Annotated in this window: 18 protein-coding genes; 10 read left to right on the forward strand and 8 right to left on the reverse strand. The window is 57.8% G+C overall.

All coding sequences use genetic code 11. The features are described 5' to 3' along the window. Window positions 1–19: 19 nt before the first annotated feature. A complete protein-coding gene (gene rsmC, locus AC6I8B_RS02910; RefSeq protein WP_010253598.1) occupies window positions 20–1,051 on the reverse strand; it encodes a 16S rRNA (guanine(1207)-N(2))-methyltransferase RsmC in 1,032 nt (343 codons plus the stop codon). 106 nt (window positions 1,052–1,157) lie between these two features. On the opposite strand from rsmC, the gene AC6I8B_RS02915 reads away from it, so the two are divergent. Genes AC6I8B_RS02915 through yjjG form a run of 3 tightly spaced genes read left to right on the forward strand, consistent with a single transcriptional unit; the run spans window position 1,158 to window position 2,679 of the window. Beyond that, window positions 1,158–1,568 (forward strand): DNA polymerase III subunit psi, encoded by a 411-nt coding sequence (locus tag AC6I8B_RS02915; RefSeq protein ID WP_022625367.1) that lies wholly within the window; start codon window positions 1,158–1,160, stop codon window positions 1,566–1,568. After that, on the forward strand, window positions 1,540–1,980 hold the full coding sequence (gene rimI / locus AC6I8B_RS02920) for a ribosomal protein S18-alanine N-acetyltransferase (RefSeq protein WP_010671713.1): 441 nt from the start codon (window positions 1,540–1,542) through the stop codon (window positions 1,978–1,980). Before AC6I8B_RS02915 ends, rimI begins: the two co-directional genes overlap by 29 nt. An 18-nt stretch (window positions 1,981–1,998) precedes the next feature. After that, window positions 1,999–2,679, forward strand: a complete 681-nt coding sequence (yjjG, locus tag AC6I8B_RS02925; protein ID WP_050680029.1) for a pyrimidine 5'-nucleotidase — start codon at window positions 1,999–2,001, stop codon at window positions 2,677–2,679. A 668-nt stretch (window positions 2,680–3,347) separates the two neighbouring features. Here the strand turns inward: yjjG and AC6I8B_RS02930 are convergent. Next, complete coding sequence (locus AC6I8B_RS02930; RefSeq protein WP_050680500.1) at window positions 3,348–3,998, reverse strand: YtjB family periplasmic protein; 651 nt, start codon at window positions 3,996–3,998, stop codon at window positions 3,348–3,350. A gap of 107 nt (window positions 3,999–4,105) precedes the next feature. On the opposite strand from AC6I8B_RS02930, the gene serB reads away from it, so the two are divergent. The 3 genes from serB (at window position 4,106) to nadR (ending at window position 7,796) form a co-directional block, all read left to right on the forward strand. Continuing rightward, entirely contained in the window at window positions 4,106–5,083 is a 978-nt protein-coding gene (gene serB / locus AC6I8B_RS02935) for a phosphoserine phosphatase (RefSeq protein ID WP_033770935.1), read from the forward strand. Window positions 5,084–5,096: 13 nt separating this feature from the next. Further along, window positions 5,097–6,479, forward strand: a complete 1,383-nt coding sequence (gene radA / locus AC6I8B_RS02940) for a DNA repair protein RadA (RefSeq protein WP_010253610.1) — start codon at window positions 5,097–5,099, stop codon at window positions 6,477–6,479. 75 nt (window positions 6,480–6,554) lie between these two features. Beyond that, window positions 6,555–7,796, forward strand: a complete 1,242-nt coding sequence (gene nadR, locus AC6I8B_RS02945) for a multifunctional transcriptional regulator/nicotinamide-nucleotide adenylyltransferase/ribosylnicotinamide kinase NadR (RefSeq protein ID WP_010253612.1) — start codon at window positions 6,555–6,557, stop codon at window positions 7,794–7,796. 45 nt (window positions 7,797–7,841) lie between these two features. On the opposite strand, the gene AC6I8B_RS02950 is transcribed toward nadR, so the two are convergent. Next, window positions 7,842–8,843: a zinc-binding alcohol dehydrogenase family protein gene (locus AC6I8B_RS02950; RefSeq protein WP_033756486.1), complete on the reverse strand. Its 1,002-nt coding sequence runs from the start codon at window positions 8,841–8,843 to the stop codon at window positions 7,842–7,844. 204 nt (window positions 8,844–9,047) lie between these two features. On the opposite strand from AC6I8B_RS02950, the gene AC6I8B_RS02955 reads away from it, so the two are divergent. Next, a complete protein-coding gene (locus AC6I8B_RS02955) occupies window positions 9,048–9,944 on the forward strand; it encodes a LysR family transcriptional regulator (protein WP_010253616.1) in 897 nt (298 codons plus the stop codon). Here AC6I8B_RS02955 and AC6I8B_RS02960 read toward each other — a convergent pair. From AC6I8B_RS02960 to deoR, 4 genes are all read right to left on the reverse strand, one after another. Further along, window positions 9,925–10,527, reverse strand: a complete 603-nt coding sequence (locus tag AC6I8B_RS02960) for a putative adenosine monophosphate-protein transferase Fic (protein ID WP_437382292.1) — start codon at window positions 10,525–10,527, stop codon at window positions 9,925–9,927. The two genes, AC6I8B_RS02955 and AC6I8B_RS02960, sit on opposite strands and share 20 nt — an antisense overlap. Window positions 10,528–10,539: 12 nt before the next feature. Continuing rightward, window positions 10,540–10,704, reverse strand: coding sequence for a YhfG family protein (locus AC6I8B_RS02965; RefSeq protein ID WP_109652447.1), 165 nt, complete (start codon window positions 10,702–10,704; stop codon window positions 10,540–10,542). A gap of 64 nt (window positions 10,705–10,768) precedes the next feature. Continuing rightward, the gene (gene ettA / locus AC6I8B_RS02970; protein WP_031593292.1) at window positions 10,769–12,436 is read right to left on the reverse strand and encodes an energy-dependent translational throttle protein EttA; all 1,668 of its coding nucleotides are present in this window, start codon (window positions 12,434–12,436) and stop codon (window positions 10,769–10,771) included. A 191-nt stretch (window positions 12,437–12,627) separates the two neighbouring features. Then, a complete protein-coding gene (gene deoR / locus AC6I8B_RS02975; RefSeq protein WP_497816453.1) occupies window positions 12,628–13,392 on the reverse strand; it encodes a DNA-binding transcriptional repressor DeoR in 765 nt (254 codons plus the stop codon). A 392-nt stretch (window positions 13,393–13,784) separates the two neighbouring features. On the opposite strand from deoR, the gene rbsK reads away from it, so the two are divergent. From rbsK to AC6I8B_RS02990, 3 genes are read left to right on the forward strand one after another with little or no spacing between them, the layout of a single operon-like run. After that, window positions 13,785–14,702 carry a ribokinase gene (gene rbsK, locus AC6I8B_RS02980; protein ID WP_033787409.1) on the forward strand — a complete coding sequence of 306 codons (918 nt, stop codon included), beginning with the start codon at window positions 13,785–13,787 and terminating at the stop codon, window positions 14,700–14,702. 9 nt (window positions 14,703–14,711) lie between these two features. Further along, a complete protein-coding gene (gene fucP, locus AC6I8B_RS02985) occupies window positions 14,712–16,037 on the forward strand; it encodes an L-fucose:H+ symporter permease (RefSeq protein WP_010671707.1) in 1,326 nt (441 codons plus the stop codon). After that, window positions 16,034–17,047, forward strand: a complete 1,014-nt coding sequence (locus tag AC6I8B_RS02990; RefSeq protein WP_497816141.1) for an aldose 1-epimerase family protein — start codon at window positions 16,034–16,036, stop codon at window positions 17,045–17,047. The genes fucP and AC6I8B_RS02990 overlap by 4 nt, the downstream gene beginning before the upstream one ends. A 7-nt stretch (window positions 17,048–17,054) precedes the next feature. On the opposite strand, the gene urtE is transcribed toward AC6I8B_RS02990, so the two are convergent. After that, a complete protein-coding gene (gene urtE / locus AC6I8B_RS02995) occupies window positions 17,055–17,753 on the reverse strand; it encodes an urea ABC transporter ATP-binding subunit UrtE (protein ID WP_061703615.1) in 699 nt (232 codons plus the stop codon). Window position 17,754 lies beyond the last annotated feature (1 nt).

Here is a 17,754-nt window from a genome sequence, read left to right on the forward strand (position 1 = left end):
TTAACGGCAGGAAAAACTCTTAGCGCGTTTTGGCACCGCGACCATAGACGGCACGGTAAACTTTAAAGCGGCCGGTTTGCGCGATGACTTCGTGACTGCCGAAGGCTTCATCCAGCGCCTGCGGATAGGGCAGGAAGGTGTTGGCAACGATACGCAGTTCGCCGCCGGTATTCAGGTGCTTCACCGCACCACGAATGAGCGCCTGTGCGGCGTCGAGGCTGGTCTGAGTGCCTTCATGGAAGGGCGGATTAGAGATAATCATGTCGAAACGACCGGTCACGTCAGAGAAGACGTTGCTGGCGAAGACTTCGCCCTCGATGCCATTGGCGGCCAGCGTCGCTTTACTCGCTTCAATCGCCGCTGCGTGCACGTCACACAGCCACAGACGCACTTTAGGCGAACGGGCAGGCAGTGAGGCGGCAATCACGCCCGCGCCACAGCCCATATCCAGCACTTTACCTTTGGTGTGCGGGGTAAAGGTCGACAGCAGCAGTGCGCTGCCACTATCCAGACCGTCACGGCTGAAGACGCCAGGCAGGGTATGAATAGTCAGACCATCAAGCTGATACTGGTGACCAAAGGTGCTGGCATCGAATTCAGGCTGCTTGTCGAGGCGACCGTGGTAGAGACCACAGCGACGCGCGCTGTCGATCTTCTCCAGCTTCACCCATGACTCCATCATGCCTTCGGCGCTGCGCACGCCGCTGCGGTTTTCACCGACCACGAATACGTCGCAGCCCACCGGCAGCAGCGACAGCAGGTTCTGCAGCTGGAACTGCACTTCCGGCTTATTCTTGGTCCAGAAGTAGACCAGGGTATCGCAGCCCTGCACATCTTCGGCCTGAGCAACCATTCCGTAACGCGCCTGTTCGCCCATACGGCGGCTCAGGTTTTGCCAGTGATGATATTGCTGGGTGTGAACGCGCGATGAGGCGGTTTCCAGCTGAGCGGGCAGGTCATCCTGCAGATCGCCAGCAAATAAAACATGGCGGGCGGTAAATTCATCACTGTGGCGCAGAATGACTTCGCTGGCCGGGGTAAAAGCAGACATGTAGGGCTCCTGTAAGATCTGAGCGGGGATTATAGTGGTTTGTTGGCGCATGTTCGATGGGTTTGCTAGCATAGCGTCGCATTCAGGCAGCAGAACAGGTAACACCATGACGTCCAGGCGCGACTGGCTTTTACAGCAAATGGGAATTACGCAGTACCAACTGCGCCGCCCGCGCGTGCTTCAGGGCGAAATTGCCGTCACGCTGGCACCGGACACGCAGTTAATTATTGTCGCTGACGCGCCCCCCGGTTTGCATGAACCGCTGATGCGCGATGTGCTGCATGCCCTCAATCTGCAACCCGCCCAGGTAATGACCGTGACACCGGATCAGCTGCAAATGCTGCCGGAGACGCTGAACTGCGCGGGCTGGCTGCTCGGCGTAGAGAGCGAACAGACTTTCAATGGCGTGGCATTAACCAGCGCCTCTTTCAATGAACTGATCAGCAGCGGCGTCGCCAAACGCGCGCTCTGGCAACAGATGTGTAACCATGACAGCCATCTCTTTACTCACCCCTGACGATCTGGCGCAGGCCTTCGCCATTGAGTGTCGTAGTCACGCGTTTCCCTGGAGTGAAAAGACGTTTGCCAGCAATCAGGGCGAGCGCTTTATCAATTTACGTCTCGACGTTGACGGCCAAATGGCCGCCTTTGCGATTACGCAGGTGGTACTGGACGAAGCCTCGCTGTTTAACATCGCGGTCGATCCCGCTTTTCAGCGCCGGGGATTGGGCCGCCAGCTGTTGCAGCATCTGATCGATGAGTTGATCAAACGCGACGTGCTGACGCTGTGGCTGGAAGTGCGGGCCTCGAACCTGCCCGCCATCGCGCTCTATGAGCAGCTTGGATTCAATCAGGTCAGTCGTCGCCCCAACTATTATCCCACCGCCAGCGGCCGTGAAGATGCCATTCTCATGGCACTGACGCCGTAGCGGTGTTAAGGAGCTTTAATGATTGATAACTGGGATTGCATCCTGTTTGATGCCGACGATACCCTTTTTCATTTCGACGCCTATGCCGGTTTGCAGCGCCTGTTCGCCGGTTATGACGTGCAGTTCACCGACCAGGATTACAGCGATTACCAGGCGATAAATAAGCCGCTGTGGGTCGATTATCAGAACGGTGCTATCTCCGCGTTACAGCTGCAGACTCAGCGTTTCAACCACTGGAGCGAAAAGCTCAGCGTTGCGCCGGAGATCCTCAACAGCGGCTTCCTCAGCGCAATGGGAGAGATCTGCACGCCGTTACCGGGCGCGGTCAGCCTGATGAATCAGCTGCATGGCCGGGTGAAAATGGGCATCATCACCAACGGTTTTACTGCGCTGCAGCAGACGCGTCTGGAGCGCACCGGTTTCCGTGATTACTTCTCGGCGCTGGTAATCTCCGAGCAGGTCGGCCAGCCAAAACCGGCGCCAGAGATTTTTGATTACGCACTGAATCTGATGGGCAACCCGGATCGTGAGCGGGTGCTGATGGTGGGTGATACGCCAGAGTCAGACATTCTGGGCGGCATGAATGCCGGTATTAAAACCTGCTGGCTCGATCATGGCACCCGGCCATTGCCGGAACATATTAAGCCCACCTGGCAGGTCAAATCACTGGGCCAGCTGGAAGCGCTGCTCATCGGCTAACGCAAGACGCCTCGCAAATCAGCATCTTTCCCATAAAAAAGGCCCGCACAGCGGTAATGTCAGTCAGTTAAGGTTAGATTTGTAAAAGGCTGCCACGGTCAAACGTGGCAGCTTTTTTTCCGGGCGAGCGAGCCGCAGTGCGGGCCAGCGCACCTCTGCTGCTGCCGGGCCGTCCTCGCGCCGCTCACGCGGTACCTTCGGCTTTGACGTCGTGCCGACGAACCGTTCGGGGATCGGCCCTCCCTGGCCGGCCCCGAACTGTCCACGCTTCCCGGCGTGGACTTCTGGCCCGGCGTCACGCCTCAGCGCTGCGGATAGCCCTTTCAGCAGCAGAGGCGCCCAGGCCTCCACTCTCGTGCTCTTTTTAACAGCACGCACCAGAAGCTTCAGAGCAGGCCGGTGGCGATCAGGGGCAGGCAATCCGCAGCGCTGAACAGAATGAGTCTGCCAGGAGAGCCCGCAGGACGCGGGCGAAAGGCGGGGCGGCACAGGATGTGCCATCCCCGCCGGTCCGTCAGGCAGGCGAATGAAGTGAAGGAACCGCGCAGCGGCGCGAGGACCGCCAGCCCCTGAGCGGCACCAGACTGCGTTATCACCTGTCGGTTAACTGACTGGCATTACCGCATAGCGGGCCTTTCTTGTTTTATCTTTACCGCAGCGCCGGAACACTAGTCTTTCTTCTCGTCGTCCTCATCCCGATCCTCTTTCACCGGTGTACTGGCGGTGAGCAGGAACGGCGACTGCTGCCAGCGGGTGCGGCGGTGGCGCAGCAGGGTGCGTGAGAGAATAATGCCAATTGCCAGCGCCAGCAGCATCATCAGACGCAGAATATTGGTGGTGTTATCGACCTGATGTGAGTCGGTGACGAGCACGTGGGTATCCAGCGTCACGCGCAAAAAGCCCAGCGGACCCTCGTTTCCGGCCAGCGGCTGCACAATCTGATGGTTGAAATAGCTGCCCGCGCGCTGGCCGTCGAGCGCCAGCCGATCGCGTACATTGATGTTTTCACCGCTGTGCGCCACCAGGCTGCCGTCGCCGTCATAGACCGATGCATCCAGAATACGGCTGTTAGCCGTCATCTGATTAAGAATGGCTTCTATCTGAGTCCGGTTATTTTCACTGTTGTCCATCAATGGCTTAAGGCTGAACGCCACCTGGCTGGTCAGCGTATGCGCCAGCTCCTCGACCTGTTCTGAACGTGCCGCCTGATGGCCGAGACTGAACCAGGATGCGCCCTGCATCAGCACGACCAGCAGTGCCATCGAGATGAGAACGATCACGGTACGATGTAAGCGAAATTTCAGTGCGGTTTTAGCCATTAATCATCCGGGTCATATCACAACAGAAAGCCTGGAGATTATGTTGCCAGAAGCGGCGCAGACAAGGTAGCCTCTTGCGTGGTTTTGTTGTCCCTACAGGAGCTCTGATGCCAAATCGTTTAACCTGGTGCGATCTTCCCGCCGATGTCTCCCTCTGGCCGGGTTTGCCCCTTTCTCTTAGCGGTGATGAAGTGATGCCGCTGGATTATCGCGCTGGCCGTACCGGCTGGCTGCTGTATGGTCGCGGGCTGGATAAGCAGCGGCTGACCGATTACCAGCACCAGCTGGGTGCCGCCATGGTGATCGTCAGCGCCTGGAACGTCGATGAGTATCAGGTGATTCGCCTGGCGGGATCGCTGACGCCGTTTGCCAGCAAGCTGGCGCACGACGCTGGCCTGGATGTTGCGCCGCTGGGCAAAATCCCGCATCTCAAAACGCCAGGCCTGCTGGTGATGGATATGGACTCCACCGCGATTCAGATCGAGTGCATCGATGAGATTGCAAAACTGGCGGGCTGTGGCGAGCAGGTGGCGGAAGTCACGGAACGCGCGATGCGCGGCGAACTCGACTTCACCGCCAGCCTGCGTCAGCGCGTGGCCACACTGCAGGGGGCAGACGCCAATATTCTGAAACAGGTGCGTGATGCCCTGCCGCTGATGCCAGGCTTAACCACCCTGACGCAGAAGCTGCAGGCGCTGGGCTGGCAGGTTGCCATCGCGTCTGGCGGCTTTACCTACTACGCCGAATACCTGCGCGACAAGCTGCATCTGTCGGCGGTGGTCGCTAATGAGCTCGAAATTCGCGACGGCAAACTGACCGGCAACGTGCTGGGACCGATTGTCGACGCACAATACAAAGCCGATACCCTGAAGAAGCTGGCGCAGCGTTTTGACATCGCGCCGGAACAGACGGTGGCGATCGGCGATGGTGCCAATGACCTGCTGATGATCAAAGCCTCAGCACTGGGCATTGCGTTCCATGCTAAACCTAAGGTGAATGAGCAGACTGCGGTCACCATTCGCCATGCCGATTTAATGGGGGTGTTCTGCATCCTCACCGGCAGCCTGATCCACGAAGAGCGTTAACTGAGGTATTGATTTGGCCAAAGCGGCAAAACGCGCATTTGTCTGTAACGAATGTGGCGCAGATTACCCACGCTGGCAGGGGCAGTGCAGCGCCTGTCACGCCTGGAACACCATCACCGAGGTGCGCATTGCCGCCTCGCCCGCGGCTGCGCGTAACGAGCGCCTGAGTGGTTATGCCGGTAGCGCCGGCACCAGCCGGGTGCAGAAGCTCTCTGAAATCAGCCTGGAGGCGTTACCGCGCTTCTCGACCAGCTTCAAAGAGTTTGACCGGGTGCTGGGCGGCGGGGTGGTGCCGGGCAGCGCCATTCTGATTGGCGGCAGCCCCGGCGCAGGCAAATCCACGCTGCTGCTGCAGGTGATGTGCCGGTTGTCAGAGGGGATGAAAACCCTGTATGTCACCGGTGAAGAGTCACTGCAGCAGGTGGCGATGCGCGCCCATCGTCTGGGATTACCCACCGAAAATGTGAATATGCTGTCGGAAACCAGCATTGAGCAGATCTGCCTGATCGCCGAACAGGAGCAGCCGCAACTGATGGTGATCGACTCGATCCAGGTGATGCACATGGCGGAGATCCAGTCCTCGCCCGGCAGCGTCGCCCAGGTGCGTGAAACCGCCGCTTACCTGACGCGCTTCGCCAAGACGCGCGGCGTGGCGATCATCATGGTCGGTCACGTCACCAAAGATGGCTCCCTGGCCGGACCGAAAGTGCTGGAGCACTGTATCGACTGTTCGGTGCTGCTGGATGGCGATGCCGATTCCCGCTTCCGCACCCTGCGCAGTCATAAAAACCGCTTCGGCGCGGTCAATGAACTGGGTGTGTTTGCCATGACCGAGCAGGGCATGCGTGAAGTCAGCAACCCGTCAGCTATTTTCCTGTCGCGCGGCGAAGAGATCACCTCGGGCAGTTCGGTGATGGTGCTGTGGGAGGGAACGCGACCGCTGCTGGTGGAGATTCAGGCGCTGGTCGATCACTCCATGATGGGCAATCCACGCCGCGTGGCAGTGGGTCTGGAGCAGAACCGCCTGGCGATTCTGCTGGCCGTTTTACACCGTCACGGCGGATTGCAGATGGCCGATCAGGATGTATTCGTTAACGTGGTCGGCGGCGTCAAAGTCACCGAAACCAGTGCAGACCTGGCGCTGATGCTGTCGATGGTGTCGAGCCTGCGCGATCGTCCGTTGCCGCAGGATCTGGTGATCTTCGGCGAAGTGGGACTGGCGGGCGAAATCCGTCCGGTGCCCAGCGGTCAGGAGCGCATCGCTGAAGCGGCGAAGCATGGCTTCAAACGCGCCATTGTGCCGGCAGGGAATGCACCGAAAAAACCGATTGCCGGGATGCAGGTTTTCAGCGCGAAGAAGCTGGCCGATGCGCTGGCGATTCTGGACGATCTGTAACGCGCCTGCGGCCGCCAGCGAAAAGCCGCTGGCAGGCCGCTCCCACCTTAACCGCATTGATGCAGGAGGCACGACATGTCGTCGTTTGATTATCTGAAAACGGCCATTCGCCAGCAGGGCCACACGCTGCAACAGGTCGCTGATGCCAGCGGCATGACCAAAGGCTATCTGAGCCAGTTGCTCAATGCCAAAATCAAAAGCCCCAGCGCGCAAAAGCTGGAGGCGCTGCACCGTTTTCTGGGTCTGGAGTTTCCGCGACGCGATAAAACGGTCGGCGTGGTGTTTGGTAAGTTCTATCCGCTGCACACCGGCCATATCTATCTGATTCAGCGCGCCTGTAGCCAGGTCGATGAGCTGCATATCATTATGGGCTACGACGAGCCACGTGACCGCGAGCTGTTTGAGAACAGCGCGATGTCACAACAGCCCACGGTCAGCGATCGCCTGCGCTGGCTGCTGCAGACCTTTAAGTATCAGAAAAATATCCGCATTCACGCCTTTGATGAGGAGGGGATTGAGCCCTATCCGCACGGCTGGGATGTCTGGAGTAAGGGCGTCAGCGCGTTTCTCAGCGAGCACGGTATTGCGCCGGACTGCATCTACACCAGTGAAGCGCCCGATGCGGAGATGTATCAGCAGCATCTTGGCATTCAGACCGTGCTGGTCGATCCCAGCCGATCGTTTATGAGCATCAGCGGCGCGCAGATCCGTCAGGATCCGTTCCGCTTCTGGGATTACATCCCGACCGAAGTGAAACCCTTTTTTGTGCGCACCGTGGCGATCCTCGGCGGGGAGTCGAGCGGTAAATCGACGCTGGTGAATAAACTCGCCAACATCTTCAATACCACCAGTGCCTGGGAATATGGCCGCGACTATGTCTTCTCCCACCTGGGCGGTGATGAAATGGCGCTGCAATATTCAGATTACGACAAGATCGCGCTGGGCCAGGCGCAGTACATCGATTTCGCGGTTAAATACGCCAATAAAGTGGCGTTTATCGACACCGACTTTGTCACCACGCAGGCGTTTTGTCTGAAGTACGAAGGGCGTGAACATCCGTTTGTGCAGGCGCTGATCGATGAATATCGCTTTGATCTGGTGATTCTGCTGGAGAACAACGTGCCGTGGGTTGCGGATGGCTTGCGCAGCCTGGGCAGTTCCGTTGATCGACGGGAGTTTCAGTCGATGCTGGTGACGATGCTGCGGGAAAACAACATCGAATTCCTGCACGTGCAGGAAGATGATTATGACACCCGGTTCCTGCGCTGCATTGAACTGGTGAAAGCGATGCTGGGCGAGAAAAACGCCCAGCCGTAACGCATGCTGTGACCCGGTCTGCCGCAGGGCAGCCGGGTCAGCGCATTAATACACCATCACTACTTTGCCGCGCATGTGGCCTTCCAGTACGCGCTGATGGGCAGCAGTTAAGGTCTCAACGCTTAAGCCGTGCAGCGTCTCGCTCAGTGTGGTTTGCAGCTTACCTTCATCCAGTAACGCCGAGACGGCATCCAGAATCTCACCCTGACGCGCCATATCCGGGGTATTAAACATGCTGCGGGTGTACATCAGCTCGAAGTGCAGTGCGGCACTCTTCAGCTTCAGCTGATCCATCGACAGCGGATGTTCGTTTTCCACGATGGTGCAGATATGACCCTGCGGGGCAATAAGCTTTGCCATGGTTTCCCAGTGACCGTCGGTATCATTCAGGCAGAAGATATAATCGACCTGTTTAATGCCCTGTTTTTCCAGCTCTCCAATCATATCTTTGTAGTTGATCACCAGATCGGCGCCACGATCGCGGCACCACTGCGCGGAATCTTCACGCGAAGCGGTGGCAATGATCTTCACCTTGCTGCGCAGTTTCGCCAGCGGGATCGCCAGCGATCCGACGCCGCCTGCGCCGCCCACGATCAGCAGCGTCTGATCTTCCGTTGCTGACTCAAGGTTCAGTCGCTCAAACAGTCCTTCCCAGGCGGTCAGGGCCGTCAGCGGGATCGCGGCGGACTGCGCCCAGTCCAGGCTCTCTGGCTTGTGACCGGTGATGCGTGAGTCAACCAGCTGCTCGGTGCTGTTACTGCCAGGACGGGTCAGGTCACCCGCATAAAAAACTTTATCGCCTGGCTTAAAGTTGCTGACTTTGCTGCCCACTTCCAGCACCACACCGCTGGCATCCCAGCCGAGGATGCGTGGCTGCTCTAATCCGTTCTTCTTCGCCCCTTTGTGAACCTTGGTATCGACCGGGTTGACCGACGCGGCTTTGACTTCGACCCGCAGGTCATACTCCCCTGGCGCTGGGGTGTCAGGGAAAATTTCAGTAAAGTTTTCAGGACTTTCCGGATTAATTGCGATAGCGCGAATAGACATACATTTTTCCTGTTTAGTCAGGCTAAAAGCCTGGATCTGGTGGTTGCCATTCTGGCCCTGAAGAGTGCTCACACTCCGCAGGGGCTGTGCCATACTGTCTGTGGCAGACTGGCTGATGATTCGGAACAGGCTTTAAGTGTAGAACCTGATTTTAGCAGTGATAAGATGGACAATCTTTCATAGAGTGTTCGTCTGAGGTGAACAATGGCATTTCGCCAGTGGCAGGATATGGCACTGTTTGCGCTGGTGGCGGAGTGCGGCAGCTTTACCGGCGCGGCAGAACGTGCAGGGCTGCCAAAATCGAGCGTCAGTCAGCGCATCAGCCAGCTGGAGCAGCGGCTGGGGATTCGTCTGCTGAACCGCACCACCCGCCAGCTCAATCTGACCTTTGCGGGTGAGCGCTATCTGCTGCATTGCCAGGAGATGATGCAGGCCAGTGAACGCGCCGATCAGGCGATCGCCAGCCTGCGCGAAAACCCCAGCGGGCGTCTGCGCATCACCAGCCCGGCGGGGATTGGTGCCACGCTGCTGGCGCGCTGTAACGCGGCGTTTTTACGTCTCTATCCCGATGTGACGCTGGATGTCTCGATCTCCGATGAGATGCGTGATCTGGTGCAGGAGGGCTTTGATGTGGCGCTGCGCACCGGTCAGCCGCAGGAGTCCTCGCTGATTGGCCGCCGTATAGGCAACTGCCCGCGACTGCTGGTCGCTTCACAGCGCTATCTTGATCAGCATCCGCCGCTGGTTCATCCACAGCAGCTGTCGGCCCACCGCTGTATAGCACATCGCGCCTGGAATGAATGGGTGTTGCAGCGCGATGACGAGTTCTACCGCTGGCTGCTGCCGCCAGGCCATCTCACGGATAATTTACTCTATGCGCGCGAATCTGCGCTGGGCGATGCGGGCATTACGCTGCTGCCGCACTTTCTGACCGACGGGGCGATGGCGGATCCCCGGCTGGTGCCGGTATTGCCGGAATGGGAAATCGAAGGGAATGAGCTGTGGCTGGTCTATCCGGGCCGTAAACTGAATTCACCTGCGCTGGCGCGGTTTATTGAATTCGCGCTGCAGTCACCGGTGTTCAGGGAGTTTTATCGCTGACCGGTACAATGTGGCGCAGGAAGAGTGCCGCCATTTTTTCCGGGCCACTCTGGTAACCCGCGATATTTGCCGCTAACCAGTCGCTGGGGCTCACGCCTTCCCAGCTCACCTGATAGCCTGCGTGAAGAATGATATGCTCGAACAGAATGCGTAATGCCCGACCGTTTCCTTCCCGAAAGGGATGCAGGATATTGAACTCGCAGTAATACCAGGCAACCTGATGACAAAAAGCTTCATAGTCAGTCTGCTCCAGCCATCTTTCGCACGCCAGTTTTGCAAATAATTTCTCCGCTTCACGCAGAATAAAAGCGGGCTGGCAAAAGCGGGTCTCTCCTTTGCTGATAGAGATATCGCGTATCTGCCCCGCCCAACTATAAAGCTCGTTAAACAGGCAGTAATGAATGTGACACAGTGACTGAAGGGTAAAAGGAGGATGAGAGAGCTTAATGGTGTGAATGGTCAGTGCGGTAACATCACGCTCAGCCTGATCCAGCAGGGTTTGTTCGCGGATATCATAGCGATTGATCAGCACATCGGAATCGGGATAACAGTAGTGATCTCGCCAGACAAGATAACGATTCACGTTGGCTTCCTGCTACTGCTTATAGCGGCGTCGAACCTGTTCCAGGGTCGATAATTCAGCATCTGCTGAAATACGTATCCCCTCCAGCAGGGAACTTGCGGCAAAGTTTGCGACTTTAGTGGCTTCATAAATCGCTTCAGCTTTTTTAGCCACTGGCCGCTCAGCTTTTTTCTTCATTGCATTCAGCCCTTAAAACGTCACTGGTGAAGCAGGAGGAGGCCTGAGCCTCCCCCTGACATCGTTACTTCGTCATACGCTTGTACTTGATGCGCTTCGGCTCCAGCGCTTCGGCGCCGAGGGTACGCTTCTTGTACTCTTCATATTCGGTAAAGTTACCTTCGAAGAATTCGATGTTGCCCTCATCCTGATAATCCAGAATGTGTGTGGCGATACGGTCCAGGAACCAGCGGTCATGCGAGATCACCATGGCACAACCCGGGAACTCCAGCAGGGCGTTTTCCAGCGCGCGCAGGGTTTCAATGTCCAGGTCGTTGGTTGGCTCATCGAGCAGCAGCATGTTGCCGCCAACCTGCAGCAGCTTCGCGAGGTGCAGACGACCACGCTCACCACCCGACAGTTCGCCTACGCGTTTGCCCTGATCGACGCCTTTAAAGTTAAAGCGGCCGACATAGGCGCGGCTTGGCATCTCGGTGTTACCGATGCGCATGATGTCCTGACCGCCGGAAACTTCTTCCCACACGGTTTTGGCGTTATCCATGCTGTCGCGGAACTGATCCACAGAGGCCAGCTTGACGGTTTCACCCAGTACAATCTCGCCAGAATCAGGTTGTTCCTGACCAGACATCATGCGGAACAGCGTTGATTTACCCGCGCCGTTTGGACCGATAATCCCGACAATCGCGCCTTTCGGTACCGAGAACGAGAGATCGTCAATCAGCACACGGTCGCCATAAGACTTACGCAGATTGCTGACTTCCAGCACTTTGTCACCCAGACGGGCACCTGGCGGAATGAACAGTTCGTTGGTTTCGTTACGTTTCTGGTAGTCGGTGTTGTTCAGCTCTTCAAAGCGTGCCAGACGGGCTTTGCCTTTAGACTGCTGGCCTTTTGGCCCTTTGCGTACCCACTCCAGCTCTTTCTCAATCGACTTGCGACGAGCGGCTTCAGAGGAGGCTTCCTGCGCCAGACGCGCATCTTTCTGCTCCAGCCAGGAGGAGTAGTTACCTTCCCACGGAATCCCTTCACCGCGGTCAAGTTCCAGAATCCAGCCTGCAACGTTATCCAGGAAGTAACGGTCATGCGTAATCGCGACGACGGTGCCTTCGAAGTCGTGCAGGAAGCGCTCCAGCCAGGCGACAGATTCGGCGTCCAGGTGGTTCGTTGGTTCGTCCAGCAGCAGCATGTCTGGTTTTTCCAGCAGCAGGCGGCAGAGGGCGACGCGACGACGTTCACCACCGGAAAGGGTGGCAATTTTCGCGTCCCAGTCAGGCAGGCGCAGCGCATCGGCAGCACGTTCCAGCTGGGTATTCAGGTTGTGACCATCGTGAGCCTGGATGATCTCTTCCAGACGGCCCTGTTCCGCGGCCAGTTTGTCGAAGTCTGCATCTTCTTCAGCATAGAGCGCATAGACTTCGTCGAGACGCTTTAGTGCGCCAACGACTTCTGACAGCGCTTCTTCTACCGACTCACGCACGGTGTGTTCAAGGTTAAGCTGCGGTTCCTGCGGCAGGTAGCCAATCTTGAGGCCTGGCTGCGGACGCGCTTCCCCTTCGATATCTTTATCGATGCCGGCCATGATGCGCAGCAGGGTAGATTTACCCGCGCCGTTCAGGCCGAGTACGCCAATTTTTGCGCCAGGGAAGAAGCTGAGCGAGATGTTTTTCAGGATATGTCGCTTCGGCGGAACCACTTTGCCGACGCGATGCATGCTATAGACGAATTGAGCCACGTTGGTTTGAGCCTCTGGGTCTGTTGGTCGTTTGAATGATGTCGAAGTTTAGCCTTTTTCACCGTTTAATCCCAGCCGGGGGGCGGCGAATATTAGCGTGGCGGAGCCGATGCCGGGCATTGCCAGGCATAACTGACTGATTTCCACACTCAATCGCTGACAGAGTCAGGAGAGGATGTCAGAAAGAGGCGTCAGGGCAGGCGCAGCGGGAGCGCCTGCTGGGCCAGCCAGTTTTGCAACGCCTGATCGGGTACGCTGTCACTCACCAGCAGATCAAAGCGCTGCAGCTCGGCGATGCGGGCAGGCAGCACCTTGCCATATTTACTGCTGTCAGCCACCAGCACCGACTTTCGGGCGCGCAGCATGGCGTGATGTTTCATCATCAGCTCATTGGTGTTGTAGCAGGTCGCGCCCTGATCTTTGTCGATGCCCGCTGCAGAGATAAAGGCCAGCGTCGGGCAGAGATCGTCAAGGATGGTATGCACGCCAATCGGCGTAAACAGCGCGTTGTCGGCATGAAATTCACCGCCGCTGAGAATCACGTTACAGGCCGGTTTCTCTTTCAGGGTCAGAAAGGTATTCATGGCGCAGCAGATGGCGGTAAACGACAGAGTGTCGGGAATCGCATCCACGATGTAGGGCAGGGTGGTGCCGCAGTCAAAAAAGACCGTATCGTTCTCGTTGATCAGGCTGGCGGCCGCCTGTGCCAGTCGCTGCTTTCTGGCGGCATTCTGGCCATGCTGATCGCTGACAAAATAGTGGCTGGCATGACTTTTCGGATCGCTGACGATATAGCCGCCCAGCAGGACCACGCTGGAGCCCGGCTCGGTTAAATCGCGGCGAACCGTCATCTCTGAGACGCCGAGCAGCTGGGCCGCATCTTTCAGATGCAGTTTGTCGGTGCGTTTCAGCGCCTGCGTCAGCTTGTGAATGCGTTCGTCGCGCCGGGTTTCCATGGTCATCTCTCTGTTCCCTATCCTGCAGTGCGGAGGAAAGACGCCGGGATCGACGTCAATACGCTACAAACCTCACAGATTTGAATGAGTTGCGTCTCATCCGCCAGGCTGGCAGTCAATCTTACCCGCATTCCGTGAGGGCCGCAAACCTCCGCCGTGCTGTCAGCGCGTGGTGATATCGGCACATCACCGCGGGCGGTTGTGGCTTTCACCATCCGCGTTCAATGATGTTAGATTGTTATAATAATAACACTGAAAATCCCATTGCATGCCGTTGTTCGCCCATCACCACCGTGTCAGGATGTGGTTTTTGTCACATATTTAACCTTTAAGAATTGTTATTGTTACTTTAATAACATTTTAAGTTTAAAAAACATCCGGGAGAAAAGGTCATGACAATTGCGGTCATCGGCTCAAACATGGTCGATCTGATTACCTATACCAACAGCCTGCCGAAAGCGGGCGAAACCCTTGAAGCGCCCGACTTTGCCATTGGCTGCGGCGGTAAAGGGGCCAACCAGGCGGTCGCGGCGGCAAAAATGGGCGGCAACGTGATGATGGTCAGCAAGGTCGGTGACGATCTCTTTGCTCCGAACACCGTTGCAAATCTTCAACAGCAGGGCGTGGACACGCGCTTCGTCACCACCGCACCGGGCACCTCCAGCGGCGTGGCACCGATTTTTGTCGATGACCAGTCGCAGAACCGCATTCTGATTATCAAAGGTGCTAACCAGCAGCTGAAACCGGCCGATATCGACGACGCGGCTGAGGCGCTGAAAGCCTGCCAGCTGATCATTCTGCAGCTGGAGATCCCACTGGAGACGGTCTATTACGCCATCGATTTTGCCCGCCAGCATCAGATCACAGTGATCCTTAATCCGGCGCCGGCCGTCGCCACGCTTGATATTGATTACGCCTGCAAATGCGACTTCTTTATGCCCAACGAAACCGAGCTGGAGATCCTCACCGGCCTGCCGGTCAGCAGCGATGAAGAGGTGATCCTCGCCGGACAGTCGCTGCTGAAACGCGGCCTTAAAAATCTGATCATCACCCTGGGCAGCCGGGGATCGGTCTGGATGAGCGGCGACGAGATCCATCGCGTGGATGCCACACCGGTTCAGGCGGTAGACACCAGCGGCGCGGGCGATGCCTTTATCGGCTGCTTTGCGTATCTGCTGGTGGAAACCGGCGATGTGGCCGCCGCCATGACCCAGGCGTCTGCCTATGCCGCCTGCAGCGTCACCGGGCGCGGCACCCAGCGCGCCTATCCCGACGCAGAGAGTTTCCAGCGCTTTCTCAACCGTAACTGAGGGTCTGCCATGCAACAGAAAATTGTTCAGCAATCTGATGGCTATCTGAATAAAACGCCGCTGTTCCAGTTCATTCTGCTGTCGTGCCTCTTTCCGCTCTGGGGCTGTGCGGCGAGTCTTAACGATATCCTGATCACTCAGTTTAAAAGCGTATTTGCCCTGAGCGACTTTGCCAGTGCGCTGGTGCAGAGTGCCTTTTATGGCGGCTATTTTCTGATTGCGATCCCCGCGTCGCTGGTGATCCGCAAGACCAGTTACAAGATGGCGATCATGATCGGCCTGGCGCTCTACATTGCCGGCTGTATCGCCTTCTATCCCGCCTCGCACATGGCGACCTACACCATGTTCCTGGCGGCGATATTTGCCATCGCCATCGGCCTGAGTTTCCTGGAAACCGCTGCCAACACCTACAGCTCGATGATTGGCCATCGTGATCACGCCACGCTCCGGCTCAACGTCAGCCAGACCTTCTATCCGATCGGTGCACTGATGGGGATCGTGCTGGGTAAATATCTGGTGTTCCAGGACGGCGACAGCCTGGAGAGTCAGATGGCGACCATGACGGCAGAGCAGGCACATGCGTTCCGCCTGACGATGCTGGAACACACGCTGGAGCCCTACAAATATCTGGTGATGGTGCTGGTGGTGGTGATGCTGCTGTTTATGTTCACCCGCTATCCGCGCTGTAAACCCGAAAGCAGCGAGAGGTCGCGCCCCTCGCTGGGCGAGACCTTCCGCTATCTGGCTGGCAACCGACACTTTAAACGCGGAATTGTGACTCAGTTCCTCTATGTCGGCATGCAGGTGGCCGTCTGGTCGTTTACCATTCGTCTGGCGCTGACGCTGGGGGCGACTAATGAACGTCACGCCTCGAACTTTATGATCTACAGCTTCATCTGCTTCTTTATCGGCAAGTTCGTGGCGAACTTCCTGATGACCCGTTTCCGCGCCGAGAAGGTGCTGATTGCCTATTCGGTGCTGGGCGTGCTGACGCTGGCTTATGTGATGCTGGTGCCGAACTTTACCGCCGTCTACGCCGCCGTTTTTGTCAGCGTGCTGTTTGGTCCCTGCTGGGCAACGATCTACGCGGGAACGCTGGCGACGGTCGATAACAAATACACCGAAGTCGCGGGCGCGTTTATCGTGATGGCGATTGTCGGTGCGGCCTTTGTCCCGGCGCTGCAGGGCCTGGTTTCGGACTCACTGGGTTCAATGCAGCTGGCATTTGGCGTCTCGCTGCTCTGTTTCGCCTGGGTCGGATTCTACTTCTATGGCGAACTGCGCCATAAAAAACAGCCGGTTGCGACCGGTCGTCTGGCGGAGGAGTTACCATGAAAACCCGTTTACCCTTAGCGCGTGAACAGTTTCACACCACACCCTGGGTGCTGCTGGAGAGCGATGATTTCCGGGTTGAGCTGTTTCGTTATCCGGCGGGCATTGAGGCGGTGCGCATTCATAACCGGCGTGGCAGCGTGACCGTGCTGCCGTTTCTCGGGCAGATGATCTGGGACGCAGAGTTCGCCGATCATAACCTGACCATGGGCCACAGTTTTAAGCAGCCGCTGCCCGCAAATTCGATCATCGACACCTATGGCTGTTTTGCGTTTCATTCGGGACTGCTGGCCAACGGCTGTCCCGCACCAGAGGACGATCATCCGCTGCACGGTGAGATGGCCTGCGCCCGTATGGACAGCGCCTGGCTGGTGCTGGAGGATCAGACGCTGTCGCTGGAAGGGGAGTGTGAATATGTCAAAGGCTTCGGCCATCACTACCTGGCCGCACCCGCCGTCCGCATTCCGGCCAGCCAGCCCCGGCTGACGATTGAGATGACAGTCACTAATCTGGCTGGCGCGCCGATGCCGCTGCAGTATATGTGTCACCTCAACAGCGCGTGGATCGATCAGGGCCGCTTCCGGCAGTCGATCCCCGAACAGGCATTCCAGCTGCGTCGCTCGATCCCGGCGCATCTGCGACCGACGCCCGCCTGGCGGGATTACACCGATCGGCTGGCGCGCGATCCGCAGGCGTTACAGCAGCTCGATCAGCCGCAGCTCTGCGATCCGGAGATCGTCTTCTTCGCGGACGATCTGCCTCAGTATGGCGATGAGGTGCAGTTTGAGCTGCATGCGCCGCAGGGCTATGCGTTGATGACGCGCTTCTCTACCGCACAGTTCCCGCACGCCACTCGCTGGCTGCTGCACAACCACGATCAGCAGGTGGCGGCCTATATTCTGCCCGCCACCTGCCGGCCAGAGGGCTTTCTTGCCGCGCAGCAGGCTGGCACGCTGATCACCCTGGCGCACGGTGAACAGCGCCACTTTTCTGTCGAGACCGGCTTACTCTGAGCCGGGTTTAAATTGCCACCAGGCCGCGCACACCCTCTGCTTCCATGGTGTCGCCGCGGCCACGCTGCACAATTTCTCCGCGCGACATCACCAGATAGCTGTCCGCCAGCTCCGCCGCGAAGTCATAAAACTGCTCCACCAGCAGGATCGCCATATCTCCCCGTTGCGCCAGCTGGCGGATCACCGCGCCGATCTCTTTGATCACCGAAGGCTGGATCCCTTCGGTCGGCTCATCAAGGATCAACAGCTGGGGCCGACAGGCCAGCGCCCGGCCAATCGCCAGCTGCTGCTGCTGACCGCCAGAGAGGTCGCCGCCCCGGCGTGACTTCATCGCCAGCAGCACCGGAAAGAGCTGGTAGATCTCCTCCGGCACTTCACGCGCCTGCGCAGCCGGAAAGCGTGACAGCCCCATCAGCAGATTCTCTTCCACCGTCAGACGCGGAAAGATTTCCCGCCCCTGGGGCACATAGCCGATGCCAGCCTGCACCCGCTGGTGCGGCTTGCGGCCATTCATGCGCTGCTGCTGCCAGTGAATCTCGCCCGACTTCGCCGGGATCAGCCCCATCAGGCATTTCAGCAGCGTGGTCTTCCCAACGCCATTGCGCCCCAGCAGACAGGTGATTTCGCCAATCTTTACCTCAAACGACAGGCCGCGCAGAATATGACTGCCGCCATAATATTGATTCAGTTCAGTAACCTGTAACATT

This window comes from Pantoea sp. X-Soil-ISGK-285, from assembly GCF_059730815.1.